17 protein-coding genes and 1 riboswitch are annotated in these 18,003 nt (G+C 70.8%); of the genes, 7 read left to right on the top strand and 10 right to left on the bottom strand.

Annotated elements, in window-relative coordinates; translation table 11 throughout:
* The coding region (locus GUI43_RS31295; protein WP_211326789.1) for an AfsR/SARP family transcriptional regulator at positions 1 to 413 on the bottom strand (413 nt) is incomplete at its 3' end.
* 161 nt (positions 414 to 574) lie between these two features.
* The gene (locus GUI43_RS31300; RefSeq protein WP_112588783.1) at positions 575 to 1,183 is read right to left on the bottom strand and encodes a TetR/AcrR family transcriptional regulator; all 609 of its coding nucleotides are present in this window, start codon (positions 1,181 to 1,183) and stop codon (positions 575 to 577) included.
* A gap of 116 nt (positions 1,184 to 1,299) precedes the next feature.
* Between GUI43_RS31300 and GUI43_RS31305 the strand changes: the two genes are divergently transcribed.
* On the top strand, positions 1,300 to 2,310 hold the full coding sequence (locus GUI43_RS31305) for an aldo/keto reductase (protein ID WP_112700418.1): 1,011 nt from the start codon (positions 1,300 to 1,302) through the stop codon (positions 2,308 to 2,310).
* A 15-nt stretch (positions 2,311 to 2,325) separates the two neighbouring features.
* Here the strand turns inward: GUI43_RS31305 and GUI43_RS31310 are convergent, their stop codons facing one another.
* Positions 2,326 to 3,153, bottom strand: coding sequence for a hypothetical protein (locus GUI43_RS31310; RefSeq protein ID WP_208646468.1), 828 nt, complete (start codon positions 3,151 to 3,153; stop codon positions 2,326 to 2,328).
* A gap of 7 nt (positions 3,154 to 3,160) precedes the next feature.
* A complete protein-coding gene (locus tag GUI43_RS31315; RefSeq protein ID WP_112588787.1) occupies positions 3,161 to 4,741 on the bottom strand; it encodes a helix-turn-helix domain-containing protein in 1,581 nt (526 codons plus the stop codon).
* Between the two features lie 162 nt (positions 4,742 to 4,903).
* Between GUI43_RS31315 and GUI43_RS31320 the strand changes: the two genes are divergently transcribed.
* Together GUI43_RS31320 and GUI43_RS31325 are read left to right on the top strand one after the other, a co-directional pair.
* Complete coding sequence (locus tag GUI43_RS31320) at positions 4,904 to 5,200, top strand: hypothetical protein (protein WP_112603048.1); 297 nt, start codon at positions 4,904 to 4,906, stop codon at positions 5,198 to 5,200.
* 13 nt (positions 5,201 to 5,213) lie between these two features.
* Positions 5,214 to 6,347, top strand: coding sequence for a cupin domain-containing protein (locus GUI43_RS31325; RefSeq protein WP_112588791.1), 1,134 nt, complete (start codon positions 5,214 to 5,216; stop codon positions 6,345 to 6,347).
* Between the two features lie 48 nt (positions 6,348 to 6,395).
* Here GUI43_RS31325 and GUI43_RS31330 read toward each other — a convergent pair whose 3' ends face one another.
* The 5 genes from GUI43_RS31330 to GUI43_RS31350 form a co-directional block, all read right to left on the bottom strand.
* Positions 6,396 to 7,871 (bottom strand): PepSY-associated TM helix domain-containing protein, encoded by a 1,476-nt coding sequence (locus GUI43_RS31330; RefSeq protein ID WP_112700420.1) that lies wholly within the window; start codon positions 7,869 to 7,871, stop codon positions 6,396 to 6,398.
* Positions 7,872 to 8,019: 148 nt separating this feature from the next.
* Entirely contained in the window at positions 8,020 to 8,601 is a 582-nt protein-coding gene (locus GUI43_RS31335) for a copper resistance CopC family protein (RefSeq protein WP_249037902.1), read from the bottom strand.
* Entirely contained in the window at positions 8,598 to 9,812 is a 1,215-nt protein-coding gene (locus tag GUI43_RS31340; RefSeq protein WP_112700436.1) for a Dyp-type peroxidase, read from the bottom strand. The genes GUI43_RS31335 and GUI43_RS31340 overlap by 4 nt, the downstream gene beginning before the upstream one ends.
* A gap of 23 nt (positions 9,813 to 9,835) precedes the next feature.
* Positions 9,836 to 10,438: a copper chaperone PCu(A)C gene (locus tag GUI43_RS31345; RefSeq protein ID WP_112700422.1), complete on the bottom strand. Its 603-nt coding sequence runs from the start codon at positions 10,436 to 10,438 to the stop codon at positions 9,836 to 9,838.
* A 65-nt stretch (positions 10,439 to 10,503) separates the two neighbouring features.
* A complete protein-coding gene (locus GUI43_RS31350) occupies positions 10,504 to 12,552 on the bottom strand; it encodes a DUF8832 domain-containing protein (protein ID WP_112700424.1) in 2,049 nt (682 codons plus the stop codon).
* Positions 12,553 to 12,684: 132 nt separating this feature from the next.
* A riboswitch (cobalamin riboswitch) is annotated at positions 12,685 to 12,898 on the top strand.
* Between the two features lie 197 nt (positions 12,899 to 13,095).
* Here GUI43_RS31350 and GUI43_RS31355 point away from each other — a divergent pair.
* Entirely contained in the window at positions 13,096 to 13,542 is a 447-nt protein-coding gene (locus tag GUI43_RS31355; RefSeq protein WP_238684380.1) for an acyl-CoA thioesterase, read from the top strand.
* A 108-nt stretch (positions 13,543 to 13,650) separates the two neighbouring features.
* A complete protein-coding gene (locus GUI43_RS31360; protein WP_211326790.1) occupies positions 13,651 to 14,643 on the top strand; it encodes a zinc-dependent alcohol dehydrogenase family protein in 993 nt (330 codons plus the stop codon).
* Between the two features lie 131 nt (positions 14,644 to 14,774).
* Here the strand turns inward: GUI43_RS31360 and GUI43_RS31365 are convergent, their stop codons facing one another.
* The gene (locus GUI43_RS31365; RefSeq protein WP_112700428.1) at positions 14,775 to 15,680 is read right to left on the bottom strand and encodes an oxidoreductase; all 906 of its coding nucleotides are present in this window, start codon (positions 15,678 to 15,680) and stop codon (positions 14,775 to 14,777) included.
* Between the two features lie 131 nt (positions 15,681 to 15,811).
* On the opposite strand from GUI43_RS31365, the gene GUI43_RS31370 reads away from it, so the two are divergent.
* Both GUI43_RS31370 and GUI43_RS31375 read left to right on the top strand, forming a co-directional pair.
* On the top strand, positions 15,812 to 16,765 hold the full coding sequence (locus tag GUI43_RS31370) for a helix-turn-helix transcriptional regulator (RefSeq protein WP_112700430.1): 954 nt from the start codon (positions 15,812 to 15,814) through the stop codon (positions 16,763 to 16,765).
* A gap of 373 nt (positions 16,766 to 17,138) precedes the next feature.
* Positions 17,139 to 17,666, top strand: a complete 528-nt coding sequence (locus GUI43_RS31375) for a GNAT family N-acetyltransferase (RefSeq protein WP_112700432.1) — start codon at positions 17,139 to 17,141, stop codon at positions 17,664 to 17,666.
* The last annotated feature ends 337 nt before the right edge of the window (positions 17,667 to 18,003 follow it).

An 18,003-nucleotide genomic window follows, 5' to 3' on the forward strand; every position in this document is an offset into this window, starting at 1 on the left:
CCCCGCCACATGCCGAGCGCGAGGGCCAGCTCCGGCAGCGCCGCCGCCGGGTCGCCGGCGGCCAGCGCTGCCCGTCCGCGCGCCGCCGCCGCGTCGAACCGGTCCACGTCCCGCTCGTCCGGCTCGACGCGAAGCAGGTAGCCGCCCGATGTGGTGAGGATCCGGCGGCGCTCGCCCGCGGCGCAGTCGAGTGCCTGGCGCAGCCCCCGCAGGTAGGTGCGCAGGTTCGCGGCGGCCGAGGCGGGGGACTGGTCGCCCCACACCATCGTCATCAGCTCGTTGGCGGAGATCGCCTCACCGGGGCGTAGCAGCAGAGCGGCCAGCACCAGCTGCTGTTTCGTCGACCCGAGGGCGACCGGTCGGCCGTCCCGTGACACTGTCAGCGGCCCGAGCAGGTCGAAGTGGAGGGGCATCCTCACCTCAGTTTGCGGTGCCGGCCGGGCGAGAGTGACGATCGTATGTGCATCGATCAATGACGTTAGCACCGATTGAACATGATCTTCATGTTTGGTCGGCGGCCGCCCGCGGAGCCCGGTCGCTCCGTGGCATGCGCGGTGGTCGGGCCGGTTGCCGGTCAGCGCAGTCCGCGGATGAGGTTGTCGACCAGGGTGCGGGCGAAGTCCTCGGTGAGCGGCAGGTCGGCGATGAGAAGCCGGTGGTAGCAGGCGCCCCAGAGCTGGTCGACGACGGATTCGGGGTCGATGTCGGGCCGCAGCTGCCCCCGGGCCATGGCCCTGCTGAGGGTCTCGACGGCCAAGGCTCGACGGGGGCCGGAGTAGCGCTCGCGGTAGGCGGCAGCCAGTTCCGGATCGGTTTGCGCCTGCCCGATGAGCTGGCTGATGACCCGCCCGGCGGTGGTGTCCCGCACCAGGTGGACGAAGGCGACGAGCTGGTTGGTCAGGTCGGCGACGATGTCGGCGGTGTCGGTGAAGGCCAGGGTGGGCGCGACGACTGTGAAGTAGCCGTCCAGGGCGAGCGCTCCCTTGGAGGGCCACCATTTGTAGATGGTCATCCGGCTGGCTCCGGCGTGGGCCGCGACCTTCTCGATGGTGAAGCCGGCCATGCCCTCGGCCAGCAGGAGTTCACCGGCGGCCGTGAGGATCTCCGCGCGTACCTGATCGGCGGGGCGGCGGCCGCGACCACGGCGCGCTGGCGTCTGGGCGTCCGGCGTGAGCTCGGCCACTGGTCCTCCCGGTTATATGGACACGCTGTCTACTTGCTGGTTATATGGACACAGCGTACACAGCGGTGCCGGGACACCACGACGCACCGCGACGACGACCGAAGGAGACGAGGGACATGACGGGTCTACGACGGCGACGGTTGGGTGCCTCCGGACCGGAGGTGTCGATCATCGGGCTCGGCGCGATGGGCATGTCCGACCTGTACGGGCCGGCCGACGAGGCGGAGAGCGTCGCGACGCTGCACGCGGCGATCGACGCCGGTGTGAACCTGATCGACACCGCGGACTTCTACGGTTCGGGTCACAACGAGATGCTGATCGGCCGCGTGCTGCGGGAGCGTCGCCGGGACGAGGTGGTGCTCAGCGTGAAGTTCGGCGCACGCCGGACACCCGACGGCGGCTTCCAGGCGGCACCGTACGACGTGTCGGCGGCGGCGGTGAAGGACCGGCTGGCGTACTCGCTGCGACGGTTGGGCACCGATTACATCGACATCTACCGGCCGTCGCGGCTGAACCCGCAGGTGCCGGTCGAGGAGACCGTGGGCGCGCTGCTGGAGATGCAGCAGGCCGGCTACATCCGGCACATCGGGCTCTCCGAGGTGGGCGCGGACAGCATCCGCAGGGCCGCGGCGGTAGCGCCGATCAGCGACGTCCAGATCGAGTACTCGCTGCTCTCCCGGGGCCCGGAGGCCACCATTCTGCCGGCGCTGCGGGAGCTGGGCATCGGGTTGACCGCCTACGGGGTGCTGTCCCGAGGTCTGCTCAGCGGCCACTGGTCGGCCGACCGTGCGCTGACCGGCACGGACTTCCGGGCCAACAGCCCACGATTCCAGGGCGAGCACCTGGCCGCCAACCTGCGCCTGGTGGACGCGCTCGGCCGGGTCGCACAGCGGCTGGGTGCGACCACCAGCCAGGTGGCGATCGCCTGGGTGGCGGCACAGGGCGAACAGATCGTGCCGCTGGTCGGGGCGCGGCGGCGGGACCGGCTGACCGAGTCGCTGGCCGCCGTCGACCTGGCGCTCGACCAGGACGCGCTGGACGAGATCGAGCGTGCCGTGCCGGCCGGCGCCGCCTCCGGCCAGCGGTACGCGACCGCCATGATGGCGCTGCTCGACAGCGAGAAGTGACAGCGGCGGGCGGCTTCAGGAAGCTGCTCGCCAGACCCAGTTGCGGCGTTCGTAGAGCGGCACCAGCCCGGCCCGGCGCATGTTGTTCAGCGACGGGTTCTGCTGGCCGGGCGCGGGCTTGCCGGTCTCGGCGAACAGCCACCGGCATCCCGCCTCGGCCGCGGCTCGGGCGCGGGCGGCGATCAGCGCCGACTGCGCCCCGAGGCCGCGGTGACCGGTGGCCGTCGCGGCGGCGTTGAGCGACGCGGCCTCGCCGTGCAGGAACAGGTTGCCGCCCGCGACCAGTTCGCCGTCGTTCCAGGCCGCGTACGGTCGCCACGCCGGCTGGCCGACCGTCGCGGCCAGCATGTCGGTGAGCCCACCGGTCGGCATGCCGAACCCGGTGAGCACGACGTCGGCCCAGTGCCGCGCCTCGTCGGCCGGCACCGGGGCGACGCGCAGACGGGTCTGCGCCGTGGCGACGTCGCCGGGTCGGGCGGCGAGCTTGACCCAGGTGCTTCCCGGCTCCAGCCCTCGCGCGGCGGCGACCTCGTCGAAGCCCGCGGGCAGCACCGACGGAACGAGCTGGAGGACCGCCTGGTCGACGCCCTGCTCCCGGTAGAAGTCGAGGACACGATCCAGGGTCTGCACTGTGAACGGCTCGGTGGTGCCGAAGCCGAGGGCCTTGTTCCAGTACCCGCCGGAGGGATCGTTGCGCATCGCGAGGGCCACACCGCCGCCGATGCGGGTGGTCGCGATCCCGAGTTCGGTGTACGTGGCCCCGGGCGCCTGCGACTCGTAGGAGTGCATGAATTCGCACTCCACGGCTTCGGCGAGCGGCGTCAGGTCGGCTGGCGCGGTCATCGGCTGATTATCGTCTGGTCCGTTCCCAGGCCCGCACCAACTGCATCCGATTGTGAATGCCCAGCTTGTGGTATATGGAGCGGAGTTGGGTGTCCACGGTGTGGAAGGAGACGAAGAGGCTCCGGGCCGCCTCCTTCTTCGTGGCGCCGGCGGCGAGCATCTCGGCCACCCGCTCCTCGGCCGGGGTGAGCGCGCCGATGCCCCGGCTCGACGGCTCGTCGATCGACGGCCGGTGGCGCGGGGTGGCAGCGAGGTCGGCGCAGCGCCGGTCCGCGATCGCCTGGTCGCCAGAAGCGCCGATCCGGGCGTAGAGGGCAGCCGCCTCGTGCGCGGCATCGCGCGCCTCCCCGGACCGCGCCCGGGGACTGTTCGCGAGGTCGAGCAACGCGTCGGCCAGCGCCGGCCGCGCGGCGGTGGTGCGCAGCCGGTCGACCGCCGAACGGAGGGCGTCCGGGTCGCCGTCGCGCAACCCTCGGCTCTGATCGGCCAACGCGTGCCACAGCGGCACCGGGGTACGGGTGGAGACCAGCTCGACCAGTTCGGTGACCCGGCGGGCGGCCCGGGTGTCGTCGGCCGCCACCGCCGCGCGTACCAGTCGGGGGCCGAAGTGCGGCACGGGCAGCAGTGACCGGACCGACCGGTGCAGGTCGGCGACGACAGTGGTGAGCAGGCCGGCCGGCGCGCTGAGGGCACTGTCGCGCACCGCCACACAGAACGCGAACGTCCACATCGTACGGTCCGGCCATCGGTCCTCGGCGAGGCAGGTGCGGAGAATGGCGCGGGCGTCGTCGTGTTCGCCACGGCGGTAGCGGACCTCGGCGATCACCGCGACCAACAGGGCACGCACCTCCCGACTGAGGTCCGCCGAGCCGGAGCTGAGTGTCGTCACGGCCAGCGCGGCCGCCTCGGGCAGCTCTCCCACGGCCACCATCCGCAGGCAGTCCAGCGCGGTCAGTCCGGTCAGTGAAACGTCGGTCGCGTCGGGCGCCTGGCGGGTCGCGGCCCGCGCGTCCTGGTGCCGGCCCAGGCCGAGCTGCACGAGGATCCGTTCCGCCCGGATGGACGGGGCGTCGGCGCGTGCCGCCCAGGAGCTCGGGTCGAGGGCCGCCAGCACAGCCTGGGCACCCGGCAGATCACCGTGCGCGAGCGAGCGGGCGGCCCGGCCGAGGGCGAGGTGGCGAGCGGACGTCGGGTCACCCGACGCGGCGTGCGCGGTCCCCGCGTCGCGCAGCAGGGCATCGGTGTCCGGATGTCCCGTGCGGGCCGCGATCGTGGCGACCAGGGCGAGCAGGGTGCCGCGGCTGTCGGCGTCCAGTCGGAGGTTCAGCGCCTCCCGCAGACCGGCGAGGGCGATGCTCGGCTGCTCCAGTGCCACGATCTGCGCCAGGCGACCGAGCAGGAGGGCGCGGTGGCGCTCGCCGCTGCGACTCGTGGCGAGCTCCGCCGCCAGGACGTGCAGCGCCTCCATCCCGCGTCCGGCGAGCCGGAGCTGGTCCGCCGTGGCGAACAGCCGGTGCCGTCGTTGCTCGGCGTCGGTGGCGATGTCGTCGGCCGGGAGCGTTCCGGCGTTGAAGGGTGATTCGGGCAATGGCGTTCTCCCCGGTTGTTACCAGGCGCATCGAAATGCCGTCCTGCGACCGAGCCTAGCCATGGCGACAGGTACGGGCGACCAGATCGACGAACCGACGGGAGTGCGCCGAATGACCCCCACTGTCCGGGATTTGACCTGCGGTAATAGCGCGATCACGTGATGCGACGGACGACGTTCGGCACCGATCATCGGACCATGGCCCAGCTCACCAAACTTCCCGGTCTGCGTCGGCTCCGGGTCGTACTGCTGATGTTCGTCCTCTACGCCAGCATCGGGGCGGGTGGTCACGCTCCGGCGTGGGCCCGCCTGGTGCTGATGACGACCGCCGCGGCGATTCCGGTCGCGATCGCGGTCCAGTACGGCTGGCCCGGACTGCGTGCCCTGCTGGGGATCTCGTCCCGGCTACGGCTGCGGGGCGGATCCGTTCCCGCGCCCAATCCGATCCAACCCGAGTGAGGAGACAGCGATCATGGCGAACAGCGATCCCGAGCCGCGGCGCGGCGACCAGGGCGCCGCGCCTTTCGCAGGCCGTAACGTCGAGCTCGAGCGGCAGAACCCGGACCTCCTGGTTCCACCGACGACCGACAGCCGGCTGGTGCCCAACCTCAAGTTCTCGTTCTCGCAGGCGCACACCCGGGTGGAGAAGGGTGGCTGGACCCGCGAGGTCACCAGCCGAGACCTCCCGATCGCCAGTCAGCTGTCCGGCGTCCAGTTCGGTCTCGAGCCGGGCGCGTACCGGGAGATCCACTGGCACCAGCAGTCGGAGTGGGCGTACATGCTCAGCGGCAGCTGCCGGATCAGCGCTGTGGACCACGAGGGTCGCAACTTCATCGAGGACGTGAAGGCCGGCGATCTGTGGTTCTTTCCGCAGGGCGTGCCGCACAACATCCAGGCATTGGAGGACGGCGCCCAGTTCCTGCTGGTCTTCGACGACGGGGCGTTCTCGGAGAACAACACCTTCCTGCTCAGCGACTTCTTCGCACACACCCCTCGACACGTGCTGGCCAAGAACTTCGGCTGGACGCTGGAACAGATGGAGAACCTGCCCGAGCGGGAAAAGTACATCTTCCAGGGCGACGTCCCACCACCCCTGCAACAGGACCGGGTGGTCAGCCCGACCGGCGACATCCCGCGAAGCTTCAAGCACCGGATGCTCGCGCAGACCCCGCAGCGATTCCGCGGCGGAACGGTCCGGATCACCGACTCCACCAACTTCGCCGCCTCCGTGACCACCGCCGCGGCCCTGGTGGAGGTCGAGCCGGGAGGGATGCGCGAGTTGCACTGGCATCCCACCACTGACGAGTGGCAGTACTACATCTCCGGCACCGGGCGGATGGGCGTCTTCGCCTCGCAGGCGGCGGCCCGGACGTTCGACTTCCAGGCCGGCGATGTGGGCTACGTTCCGTTCGCGTACGGCCACTACATCGAGAACACCGGCGATGAACCACTGGTGTTCCTGGAGATGTTCCGCCATCCCCGCTTCGAGGACATCTCGGTGATGCAGTGGATGGCCAACACGCCCCACGAGGTCATCGCCGACACGATCAACGTGCAGAAGTCGATAGTCGACAGCCTGCCGAACACCAAACAGGTAGTGATCTGAGCGAAGCCTCCGGCCGTCCGTCGGAGGACGGACGGCCGGTCCGGTGGATCAGCTCCCCGCGGGAGCCGGGGAGGTGGGAGCCGCGGCAGGTCGTCGGCGTCGGGACACCGCACCCAGCACCACGTCGATGACGAGGAAGGCGAGCACTGTGAGCCCGAACAGGGGCAGCGCCCAGCCGATCGCCACGGTCACCGGTACGCCGATCAACAGCGCCCAGAGCGGCAGACCGCGTACGCCGCCACGGGCTGGCGAGGTGCCGGCGATCGCCCGGCGGCCGACGCGGGTGGGTCGGCGTTGCCACCACATGCGGTAGCCCCAGAAGATGACGCAGAGCAGGCCGAGGGCGAGCGCGGCGAGCAGGATCTGGTTGACCAGGCCGAAGAGGATCCCCATGTGGGCCTGGATGCCGAGGCCGCTCAGTTTGGCCAGCAGGGGCCAGTCGGCGAAGTCGCTGCGGGCGGTGACCGTGTCCGAGGCCGGGTCGACGGCGATGCGGTCCTTCCTGACCGGCCAGGTGTTGTCGACCTGCGTGACGGTCCAGGCGGAGCCCGGCTCCGGCGCGGGAGTGATCTCGACCGGCCCGGAGAGGCCCGCGCCGCGAGCGACAGTCAGGACCCGATCGAACGCCGCCGACTCGACGACCCCGCCCGCCCCGGCGGCACCGTGCTCGTGGCCCCCGCCGGTCTCGGCAGGGGCGGGGGGACCGGCGGTGAGGCCGGTGGAGATCTCCGGAGTGCGGGCGCTCAGCGCGTCGAGACCGGCGGCGAAGTTCGCGCCGGCGTAGCGGGACCAGGTCAGGCCGGTGACCGAGAGGAAGAGGAGTCCGACGGTGAGCCAGATGCCGGTGGTGGCGTGCCATCCCCGGGTACGGCGGACACCCTTACCGGTGGAAAGGTCCGGCACGAGCAGGTGCCGGGCGGCAGCTTGGGCGGCGCCTCGTCGACGCCACCAGAGGATGACCCCGCCCAGTGCCATCACCCACAGCCAGCTCGCGGCCAGTTCGGAGTAGTGCTCGCCCACCGTGCCCAGGTGCAGGTGGCGGTGCAGGTCGTCCAGCCAGGTGGTGGCCGGCGTGGACCCGAACCAGGTGGTGAGCTGCCCCTGGGACTCGCCGGTGTACGGGTTGATGTAGACGGTGTGCTGGTTCTCGCCCAGCTCGGGCACTGAGAACACCACTTTGGTGGTCCGGTCGCCGTCGCCGGGTTGCACTGTGGTGATGCTGCCGTCGGGGTGCGCGTTGCGCGCGGCCCCGATCTGCTCGGCCAGCGGGAGCTGACGGTCACCCATCTGGGCGACGGTCAGCTGGTCGCCGTAGAGGATCGAGTCGAGTTGCGGGGTCGTGGTGTAGGCCAGGCCGGTCAGTGCGGCGACCACCAGGAAAGGGGCGACGAGGATGCCGGCGTAGAAGTGCAACCGCAGCAGCAGCGCGCCGAACGGTGACGTGCGCCGGGCGGACCGGGCCGGTTTCCCGGTCGTCGTGGCGGGCTCCGGCGTCGGCGTGCCGGACAATTCGGTGAGAGACATGGTGATCCGATCGGAAGAGTCGGGAAGCGCGAAGGCGTTTCCCGTACTGGTCTGGTCGCCCGGTGAGGTGTCGCGTCGGCCCTGACTGGTAGTCGGGGGAGAGACGCCGGCGGTTCCCGAAGATCGGACCGCACGGGGGCGGGTCGGATCAGCGCCGGGCCGCCCGCCGCCACAGCAGCCCAGCCGTCACCAGGACGAGGAGGGCCAGCGCGACAGCCGCGACGAGGACACCGCCGCTCGGACCGCCGCCGGACTTCGCGGCGGCGGCGGACGGGGGAGGCGCCGACGCGCTGACGTTGGCGACCGGCGCGGCGCTGGACGTCGGATCGGCCACAGTGAACGGATAGGACCCCTGCACCGGGTGCCCGTCGACGGAGACGACCCGGTAGGCGACCGTGTATGTCCCGTTCGGCAGGGTGTCGGTCACTTGGACGGTGCTCTTCGCTCCGGTGACCACCGGTTCGCCGGTGGGAAGCTTCCGCTTGGCGGCGTCGGTGAGCACGATGGTGGTGAACGCCGGGTCGAGTCGCTGCATGAATTCGAGCGTGACCTCGGTCGGTGCGCTCGGCACTGTCGCGTCCCGGGCAGGCGTGGCCGTCCGGAGCGAGTTGTGCGCCCAGGCCGGGCTGCCCGGGATCAGTACCGCCACGAGGACGGCGAGCACCGCCGCGCCGAGCCGGACGGCGGTGGGCCGCGACGACGGTACGGTCATGACGGTTGGCGTGGTCATCCGAGCACCTGCTCGCCGATCCACCCGCCCGGTTGACATCCGGGCGGGATGGCGAAGACGGCGGAGCCGATCGGCGTGGTCCACTCGTTGAGCAGGTCCCGGTCGGCCAGCCGGCGCTGGATGGGCAGGAACTGTCGGGCGATGTCGGCCTGGTACGAGGTGAAGATCAAGCCGCTGTCCGCGTGGCCCTCCGCCGTCGGCACCCCGTCGTAGTTGTAGGGCCGGCGCAGGATCTTCAACCGGTCGTCGGTGACGTGGGCGCGGGTCAGGTGAGAGAAGTCGGGGATGACGGTGAGGCCGTCGGCGTCGGTGGCGGCGAAGTCGGGTTCGTCGTGTTCGGCGCTGCCGGTGAGCGGTGCGCCGGTGTCGAGCCGTCGCCCGACGGCGAGTTCGCGGTCCGTTCGGCCGAGCAGGTCCCACGTTTCCATGTTCATGCTGATCCGCCGGAGCACCACTGTGGTGCTGTCGCGCAGCCACGCCGGGCCGTCCGCGACCCAGAGCGCGGTGTCCATGGGCGCGCCGGGCCGAGGGTTGGCGGTCCCGTCGAGCTGACCGAACAGGTTGCGTTGGGTGTGGCCGCCCGGCTCGACACCGGGGCTGCGCCGGAAGCCCTGCTGGACCCACCGCACTGTGGCGAACGGTCGGCTGTCCTTGATCAGGACCCGCTGGGCGTGGGCGACGGAGATCGCGTCGTCGGCGCAGATCTGCAGCAGCAGGTCACCGCCGGACCACGCCGGCTGGAGCCGGTCGATGCGGAACGACGGCAGGTCGGTGACCGATGCCGGCCGGCGGTCGTCGACGCCGGCCGCCCGGTAGAGGCCCGGCCCGAAGCCGAAAGTCACCGTCAACCGTGCCGGCAACAGCCCGAGTTCGGCCTCGGTGTCGGCCAACGCGGGTCGGCCCTGGGTGAGCCGGGCGGCGTCGTCGGTGAGCAACCGCAACATCCGACCCAGCGCGGCCCGGTCGACGCCGGCCCGCAGGGTGAGCGCCACGAACGACGCGTGCGCCTGCGGTTCGGTGGCCACCCCGGCCTGTCGAGCGCCGTGGAACGGCTCGACCAGCCCGCCGACGGTCGCCGCCAGCGTCGCGTCGGCGGCGGTCGCCGACGGCGGCCCGGTCCTCCCCGCGCGGGTGGCGGCGATCGTGGCACCGCCGGCCAATGCTCCGCCGGCGGCCAGTGCTCCGCCGGTGAGCAGGCCACGCCTGCTCACCGGTCGGACCTGTGGTGTCTGCGTCACGATGCCGGGCTCATGCTCATCTCCGGCGTGGCGCTCATGCCGGGCATCGGCTCACCGTGCCCGGGGGCGTAGCTCTCCTGCGCGCCGGTGAACGGCTTGGCCACGGCGCGGAACTGCTGGGTCCTGCCGTCGGCGAAGGTCAGGGTGACTGTCAACTCGTCGCCGGCCTGAACGGGCTTGATGAGGTTCATCAGCATGAGGTGGTCGCCACCGGGCTCCAGGGCGTGCGTGCTCCTTGCCTTGATCACGATGCCGCCCTGCTTCTGCCGCATGACCATCTTGCCGTCCTTCACGGCCATCTCGTGCAGCTCCATCGGCGACAGCGAGGTCGTCGCACTCGTCACCGTGACGTCGGTGTCGCCGTCGTTGACCAGGGTCCCGAAGGCCGCCGTCATGCCCTTGTCGGCCGCCTTCACCCACGGGTCACGAATGTCGAGCACACCAGCGTCCGGGTTGGCCGAGGCCGACGCGGACGGGCCCGCCTGCGCTGTCGACGGCGAATCGGACGAGCCGCAACCGGCGACGCCCACCGTCAGGATCGCGGCGACGAGGATGGCGGCCGACCGGCGGCGTGAAGCGTTCGGGCTGGTGGTGCGCATGTGTTCTTCCTCCGATGGTTGCTGCTGGGAGGTTGGTCGGCCGCAGCTCGGAGAAAGTTCCGGACTCAGGGAACGTTGATCGTGAACTCCCCGGTGTGCACAGTGCCGGCGACCTGGAAGTCGAAGAAGGCCCGGTACCGGCCTGAACTCGGCGCGGTCAGCCAGAACTTGACAGTCCCGTCGACCAACTCCTGCTCGGGGTGGACGTGCACGTAGCCCAGGTCACCCTCACGCACCACGACCAGGTGCCCGTACGCGCCCAGGTATCGCTCCAACTGCGCCGGGACGGTCGGGTCGGCGCTGACCTGGAAGTGGATCGGCGCCGTCACCCCCACCGTCGGAGTGCCGGTCATCGAAACCGTGTACGGGCCAGCCGTCGCCTGCGCCTGCGCCGGCGGCAGCGCGGTCGGGCTGTGCGCGCCGGGCACGATGTGATCGACGCCCAGCACGAGAGGCTGTTGGGTGCCGTCGGCCGCGGTGACGGAGAAGTCGGCGAAGACGCGGTAGCCGCCGGGTCGGGCCAGCGTCAAGGGGACGCTCCAGGTGCCGTCGGACGCCATCGTCGGGTGCAGGTGCTGGTAGCCGGTCAGGTCGCGGCCCACCACGATCAGGTGCAACGGCTTGTCGTGCACGACCGCGAAACGGGTTGCCGCCTGCCGGTCGGTCCCGACGATCCGGAACCGGTAGTCCGCGCGTACACCGGGCGGTTGGGACCGCTCCAGCGGTTGCAGGGTGTACCCACCGGCGCTGACCGTCGTCCCGGTCGCCAGCGTCGCGCCCGTCGCGTCGTCACCCCGATGCGTGTGCGGCCCCGTACCGGCCGGGTGTTGGTGCCCGTCGGTCGCCGAGCCCACCTGTCCCGAGTCGGGCGGTCCACCGGCTGACGGTCGTGCGTTGCCGGCCGCCGGACTCTCGTCGGCGGTGCCGATACGGGCCAACCCGAACCCGGCCAGCAAAGCGATCACCAGACCACCGACGAACAGCGCCAGGTGGGTGTTGCTCAACCGGGACCCGGGCGTCGTGGCGGCCAGGTCCGTGTCGGGCCGTGGTCCGGGGTCGACCGTCGGCTCGCCCTTCGTGCTGGCGAGGGCCTTGGTCACCTGATCGGTAGGCGTCGGATCGACAGCAACGCCCGTGCGGGCCGTGACGACCGTGTTGCCCTTGCGCGCCGCCGGCACTGTGGCGGGCCGCCGCTTGTCACTCGCGGTACGCGCGACGACGCCGGTCGCCGCGCCGGCCTTGCCCCCGCCGGTCTTGCCCTCGCCGACCTTGCCGCCGACGGTCTTGCCAGTGCCGGTCCTGTTCATGGCACGGGCGCCACCGCCGCGTCGACCGGAGGTCGCCGCCGAGGTACGGCCCCGGCCAGTGGGTGTGCCGCCGGATCGGCGACGCCAGACGACGAACCCGGCCACCGCCCCGACCGCCGCGACCGCCGCCGCCCAGCCGGCCCAGGCCAGTGCCCCGGGACCGCTCTCCTCGGTCGACCCGGTCGACGGGGCCACCGCAGCCGGCGGGGTCGACGGATCGTCCGCGGTGGTCGGCACCGCCGAGGCCTGCCCGGACGTGTTGTGCTGCTCGGTGGCGGACACCAGCGCCGGGTCCGGCTGGGTCGACGGCGGGCTCCATCCCTTCGGCGCTGCTGTCACCCGCCCGTCGTAGCGGAAGGTCAGGGTGCCCCGCACGGTGTCGCCGTCCGAGGCGACCGACAGGTAGCTCACCGAGTACTGGCCCTTGGCGGGCAGGTGGGCGACGGACACCACAGCGGGGAACCCCGTCGTGTACTCCCGTGGCTCGAACTGCCCGTTGACCAGGAAGTACTCCCGTACCGGCTTCTCCAGCGGCTTCGGCTCCCCTTGCGACCAGCCGTTGTCGACACGGGTGCCGCCCGGGGCGGTGATCGTGAAGAACGCGTTGGCGGCGGCCTTCTCGGTGAAGTAAAGCTGCACCGACATCAACGGCTCGCGCACTGTGGCGCCGCTCGCCGGTGTGGACATGGCGAGGGTCCCGTGAGCTGCGGCGGGTTGGGCGGACGCGAGGAGGGCGACCGCCGAGGCGAGGAGGAACGCGAGGAGGCCCGAGACCACCCGCCCGCAAGTCTGGGGGAGACGACGCATCTGGATATCCTCACCCTCGCGAGACTTTTTTCAAGAGGCGACGATCTTCTTCCTCAGACGACCAAAAGTTGACGATGAGGCCATCCGCCGTCCCGGCAGGACGCCCCGGGTGGACAGATCCCCTGGCCAGCTATGCTCGCCGACGGCGCTGGTTCGCCCCGTCGTGACCGGCTGGGCGTCGTAAGAGGGAACCCGGTGGAAATCCGGGGCTGCCCCGCAGCGGTGAGTGGGAACGACCGCCGTCATCAGCACTGGGCCAGTGGCCTGGGAAGCCACGGCCAGTAGGCGACCGGCGCGACCGGTCAGGCCCGCGAGTCCGAAGACCTGCCGGCGCCGCGTACACAACCGTGTGCGCTGCCGTCGGCCTCGCGGGTGGGCTGAGCGGGTGACGGGCCGTGCGTGTGGCACACGGCCAGGTCCTCGCCAGCGTGTGTCCGCGACCCGGCGGTGTGGTTTCCCGAGGGACGGACTACCGCTGTGCACGACACCACCACGATCGCCGGTCGAGCGCCGTCGGCGTCGCACCTGACCCTTTCGCAGATCATGGACCAGCACCACACCAACCTGATGGGTACGGTGCACGGCGGCCGGATCCTCAACCTCATCGACTCCGTCGCCGGTGTGGTCGCCGCCCGGCACTCCGACGGGCCGGCTGTGACCGCCGCCATCGACGAGACGGCGTTTCTCCGCGCGGTGCGGGTCGGTGACGTCGTGCACGTCGACGCCCGGATCACCTGGGCCGGCCGCAGCTCGATGGAGGTGGCGGTCAAGGTGACCGCCGACCGGTGGGACCGGGCGGTGCCGCCCACCGACGTGGCAACCGCCCACCTGGTCATGGTCGCCATCGACGACGACGGTCAGCCTCGGACGGTGCCGCCGCTGCTGCCGGAGACCGATGGGGACCGACGCCGGTACCGGGAGGCGGAGATTCGCCGGAAGCACCGGCTGGCGCTGCGGCGCGCGCTGCTCGACGGTGCCGAAGACGACTGACCCGGGCGTGGTCCGCCCGTGGCGGCGCTGGCGCGGTCCGAGGAACCCGCCCCGCCGCCCATCCGGTCGGATAGCGTCCATGTGAAGCCTCGATCACGGAGAGTGTGGATGGTTATGCGCGCTGCGGTGCTGCGGGAGTTCGACGTTCCGCTGACGGTCGAGGAGATCGATCAACCCACCCCCGAGCGCGGGCAGGTGCTGGTGCGGATCGTCGCCAGCGGCGTCAACCCGCTCGACACGAAGATCCAGGCAGGTAAGGCCGCGCACGCGCGCGTCCACCTGCCTGCGGTGCTCGGCCTGGACCTCGCCGGTGTCGTCGCGGCGGTCGGCGCGGAGGTGACCGGCTTCGAGCCGGGAGACGAGGTGTACGGGCTGTGCGGGGGCGTCGGCGACCTCCAGGGCTCGCTGGCCGAGTACGCCGCCGTGGACGCTCGACTGCTGGCCCGCAAGCCGAAGGCACTCTCGATGCGGGAGGCCGCCGCGTTGCCACTGGCGGCGGTCACCTCCTGGGAAGGGCTGGTCGACCGGGCCGGGGTCCGCGCCGGGCAGAAGGTCCTGGTGCACGGCGGTGCCGGCGGGGTCGGGTACGTGGGCGTCCAACTCGCCCAGGCGCACGGCGCCGAGGCGTACGCCACCGGCGGACCGGCGAGCATGCGGGTGATCGAGAGTCTGGGCGCCGTGCCGATCGACTACACCGCGAGCAAGGTCGAGGAGTACGTCGAGAGGTACACCGGCGGCGAGGGCTTCGACATCATCGTGGACAACGTCGGCGGCGCGACGCTCGACGCGTCGTTCGCGGCGGTGCGCACCTACCATGGGCACGTCGTCAGCGCGCTGGGCTGGGGCTCACACTCGCTCGCCCCGCTGTCGTTCCGCGGCGCGACCTACTCCGGCGTGTTCACCCTGCTACCGATGCTCACCGGGCGGGGCCGCGAACACCACGGCGACATCCTGCGCGAGATCGCGGCGCTGGCCGATGCCGGTGCGTTGCGCCCGCGACTGGATCCGCGCGCGTTCACGCTCGACACGGTGATGGATGCCCACCGGCTGGTCGCCGACGGCACCGCCGAGGGCAAGGTCGTCGTGGACATCGCCGGTTGAGCCGACGATGATCACCACCGACGTCGAGCGGTGCGGTGTGACCTCCCCAGTAGATGTCGAAGTGGTCAGGCTTTGCTGTTCCGGGGATGGCTGGTGCTGGCCGGCGTCTCGGGTCGCCTAACGCCACACGGTCAGAGGTAGTTGACGCCGGTCAGGTCTGCGGCTGCCGCCCACAGCCGCGTGCCGACGGCCGGGTCGGCGGCCTCCTGGCTGAGCCGGGCCTCAGTGACTCTGCCTCGCGTCTCCCAGAGCCCGGACGGGCCGAAGAACTGGCCACCCCGCACACCGGGCTCGGTCGCAGCGCGCAATTGTGGCAGCGCGCCCTGCGCCACCGGCTGGGTTGCCAGCAGGCCGGCCGACGCGATCAGTCGCCCGAGTCGGCCACGGTGTTCCCAGGCGCGCGGAGTCAGGTTGGTGCGGGTGAGACCCGGGTGGGCCAGGGCGCTGACGATCGGCGTTCCGGCGGCCCGCAGGCGGCGGTCCAATTCGATGCCGAAGATCGTGGTGGCGAGCTTGGACCGGCCGTAGGCGGTGGCTGCCCGATAGCCGTGTTCGAACATCAGGTCATTGAAGTCCAAGTGCGCGTTTTTGTGGGTGATCGAGCTGAGACTGACCACGCGGGCTTCCCGCGCCGCGGCCAGGTTGCCGAGCAGCAGGCCGGTCAGTACGAAGTGGCCCAACATGTTGGTGGCGAGGTGCAGTTCGAATCCGTCGGCGGAGGTGCGACGTGGGCCAAGCAGCACCACGCCGGCGTTGTTGACCAGCAGGTCGATCGCCGGGTGGTCGCCAGCCAGCTTCGCCGCGAAGGTCCGCACGGAGGAGAGGGAGGCCAGGTCCAGTTCGCGTACCTCGACGTCGCCACCGATCCGGCGGGCGGCCTCCTCGCCGGCGGGAGTGTGACGAACGGCGAGCACGACGTGGGCGCCGTGGCTGGCCAGTTCGGTGGCGGTGACCAGGCCGAGGCCCGAGTTCGCGCCGGTCACGACGGCAACCCGGCCGTGCTGGTCGGGGATGTGGTCGGTGGTCCATCCGGTCATCTGCTGCTCCTGGAGGTGTCGGTGCGCTGGCCCATCGACGTTAGGAGCGATCCCGATGGGTTCAGTCGTTCTCGGTTGCCTAGGTCTGAGCGACCTACCTTCGGCGGTCCGGGCCGCTGCACACTTGCGGCATGAACAGCCTTCATCCGTATGCTCGTGAGCTCGGCGACTTCCTACGCGCTCGGCGTAGTCGGCTGCGTCCGCACGACGTCGGCCTGGAGCCGGGCGGCCGGCGCAAGGTCACCGGGCTGCGGCGCGAGGAGTTGGCCCTGCTGGCCGGGCTGAGCACTGACTACTACCAGCGGATCGAACAGGGCCGGGAGGTACGCCCGTCCGACGACGTCCTGGACGCGCTTGCCGGCGCGCTCGGCCTCGACCACAAGGAACGTCGGCACCTGTTCACCCTGGCCCACGCCGCCCGCCGGTCGATGCCCGCCCGGGTGAACCGCGATCCCGAGCGGGTGCCGGAGGGCACACGGCGCCTGCTGCGGGTAATGGACACTCCTGCGGTCGTACTCGGCCGGCATCTCGACCTGCTCGACTGGAACCCGATGGCGAAGGCGCTGCTCGGCGATCCGGACGCCTACCCTGCCGACCGGCTCAACATGCTCCTACTGCTGTTCGACGACACGCTGACCGGCGAGCGTAGCTGCCCGGACTGGGAGCAGCAGGCTCTGGACTACATCGGCATGATGCGTGCCGCCGTCGCCACCGACCCCACCCACCCACGCGCCGCCGCGATCGTTGGTGAGCTGAGCATCCGCAGCGCCCAGTTTCGGCGGCTGTGGGCCCAGCACGACGTACGTGAGTCGGTCAGCGGTACCAAGACCTTCCGGATTCCCGGGGTAGGCGACACCGTCCTGGACTGGGACACCTACCCGCTACCGGGAAACCCCGGCTCCGTCATGCTCGTCTTCACCGCCGAGCCGGGCAGCGCCGACGCGGACCGGCTGCAGCTCCTGGCATCGTTGCACGCGACCCGCTCAGCGCACAGCAACGAGCACCCCTCCCAGACGGTCTGGACCGCCGCCGGCCCCACCCCTAGCGGGACGCTCATGCCGCTGACGGATCGTTCGGTGGGTTGAACGGCCAATCATCGCGTCCGGGAAGGCCGGGCTGGGCGTTCCGCTGTTCCCGCAGGCCGTCCATAGCTCGTTGACCCCACTGGTTCGGCCCGGCCAATTGGGTCATCTCGCGTCAGATGGGAGTGTGCATGGAGCTCCGCCCCGCCCGCCACCACTGACAAACCATTTTCGGATGTTCTGCGGTAACCTGCATCCGGTGAGTGCCTTCTGTGGTGGACGATCTGGGCCTTAGACAAGTCAGATCTTCCCAGATCAGAGGGCACGTCTCGTTCCTGATCCACGATGCGGGCTGCCCTCACTGAGGGGCCGAGTCCAACCTTGTCGGCCGCGAGCCAGCAGGATAAATCGAGACCGGCAGATGGGACCAGAGGGCATGGACACCCCTGTGATGATCCGACAAGCCACGCTTGCAGATGTCGAGGGCATAGTCGAGGTGCACACTCAAGCGCGCACCGCCTACTACATCGCCGGAGGACTCAGCGCCGACGACCTCGCCGACCCGGCGCAGACGCAGCAACGCCATGACGGGTGGGCCCGCGCCATCCACTCACCGGCCCGGGTGGTGAAGTGCGCCACTCAAGACGGCAAGGTCGTCGGCATCCTGAGCATGGGACGCCCAAACTCGCCGACCATAGACGCCCGCACGGCGGGCCAGCTCTACCAGATCCACGTAATACCCAGCCATTGGGGCAACGGCATCGGCGCACGCCTGCACACCAGCTTCGTCGACTACCTCACAGATTCTTCCCTACCGACAGGGCTGCTCGAGGTGTGGGAACGCAACACCCGCGCACAGTCCTTCTACAGCAAACTCGGCTGGAAGCCCGACGGCGACCGCCGGCCCGGTCCAGATGGCAGCGACTACGTCTTCCTGCGGCTCGCCGCACCTGCCGCGCGCTGACCACCGCACTCAGCCATACGGCGGCCTGGACAATGGACGGACACTGGACCGGCTTCATTTGTCGACGTCAAGCCCCGATCGAATACTGCACGCTGACGCCCTTGACCTGGTCCAGGGCGGCGAGCAGTCGGTCAGGGCGGATGTCCAGAGCTAGCCGTCCGTGCTCTCTCACGGCCAGTACGGCATCGAGATTGCCCGCCGCATCATCAGGCGATGATCGTGGTTGCAGTCCTGGCCGCGAGCGCCATCGTCGGCGTGACTCACCATGATGCTGGACGAGTCAGCTGACGGACCTACCCGAGCAGCGCCGCCGCCGCGGCCAGGGTGGCCAGCGACA

It is taken from the genome of Micromonospora noduli, from assembly GCF_003264365.1.
GTDB lineage: Bacteria > Actinomycetota > Actinomycetes > Mycobacteriales > Micromonosporaceae > Micromonospora > Micromonospora noduli.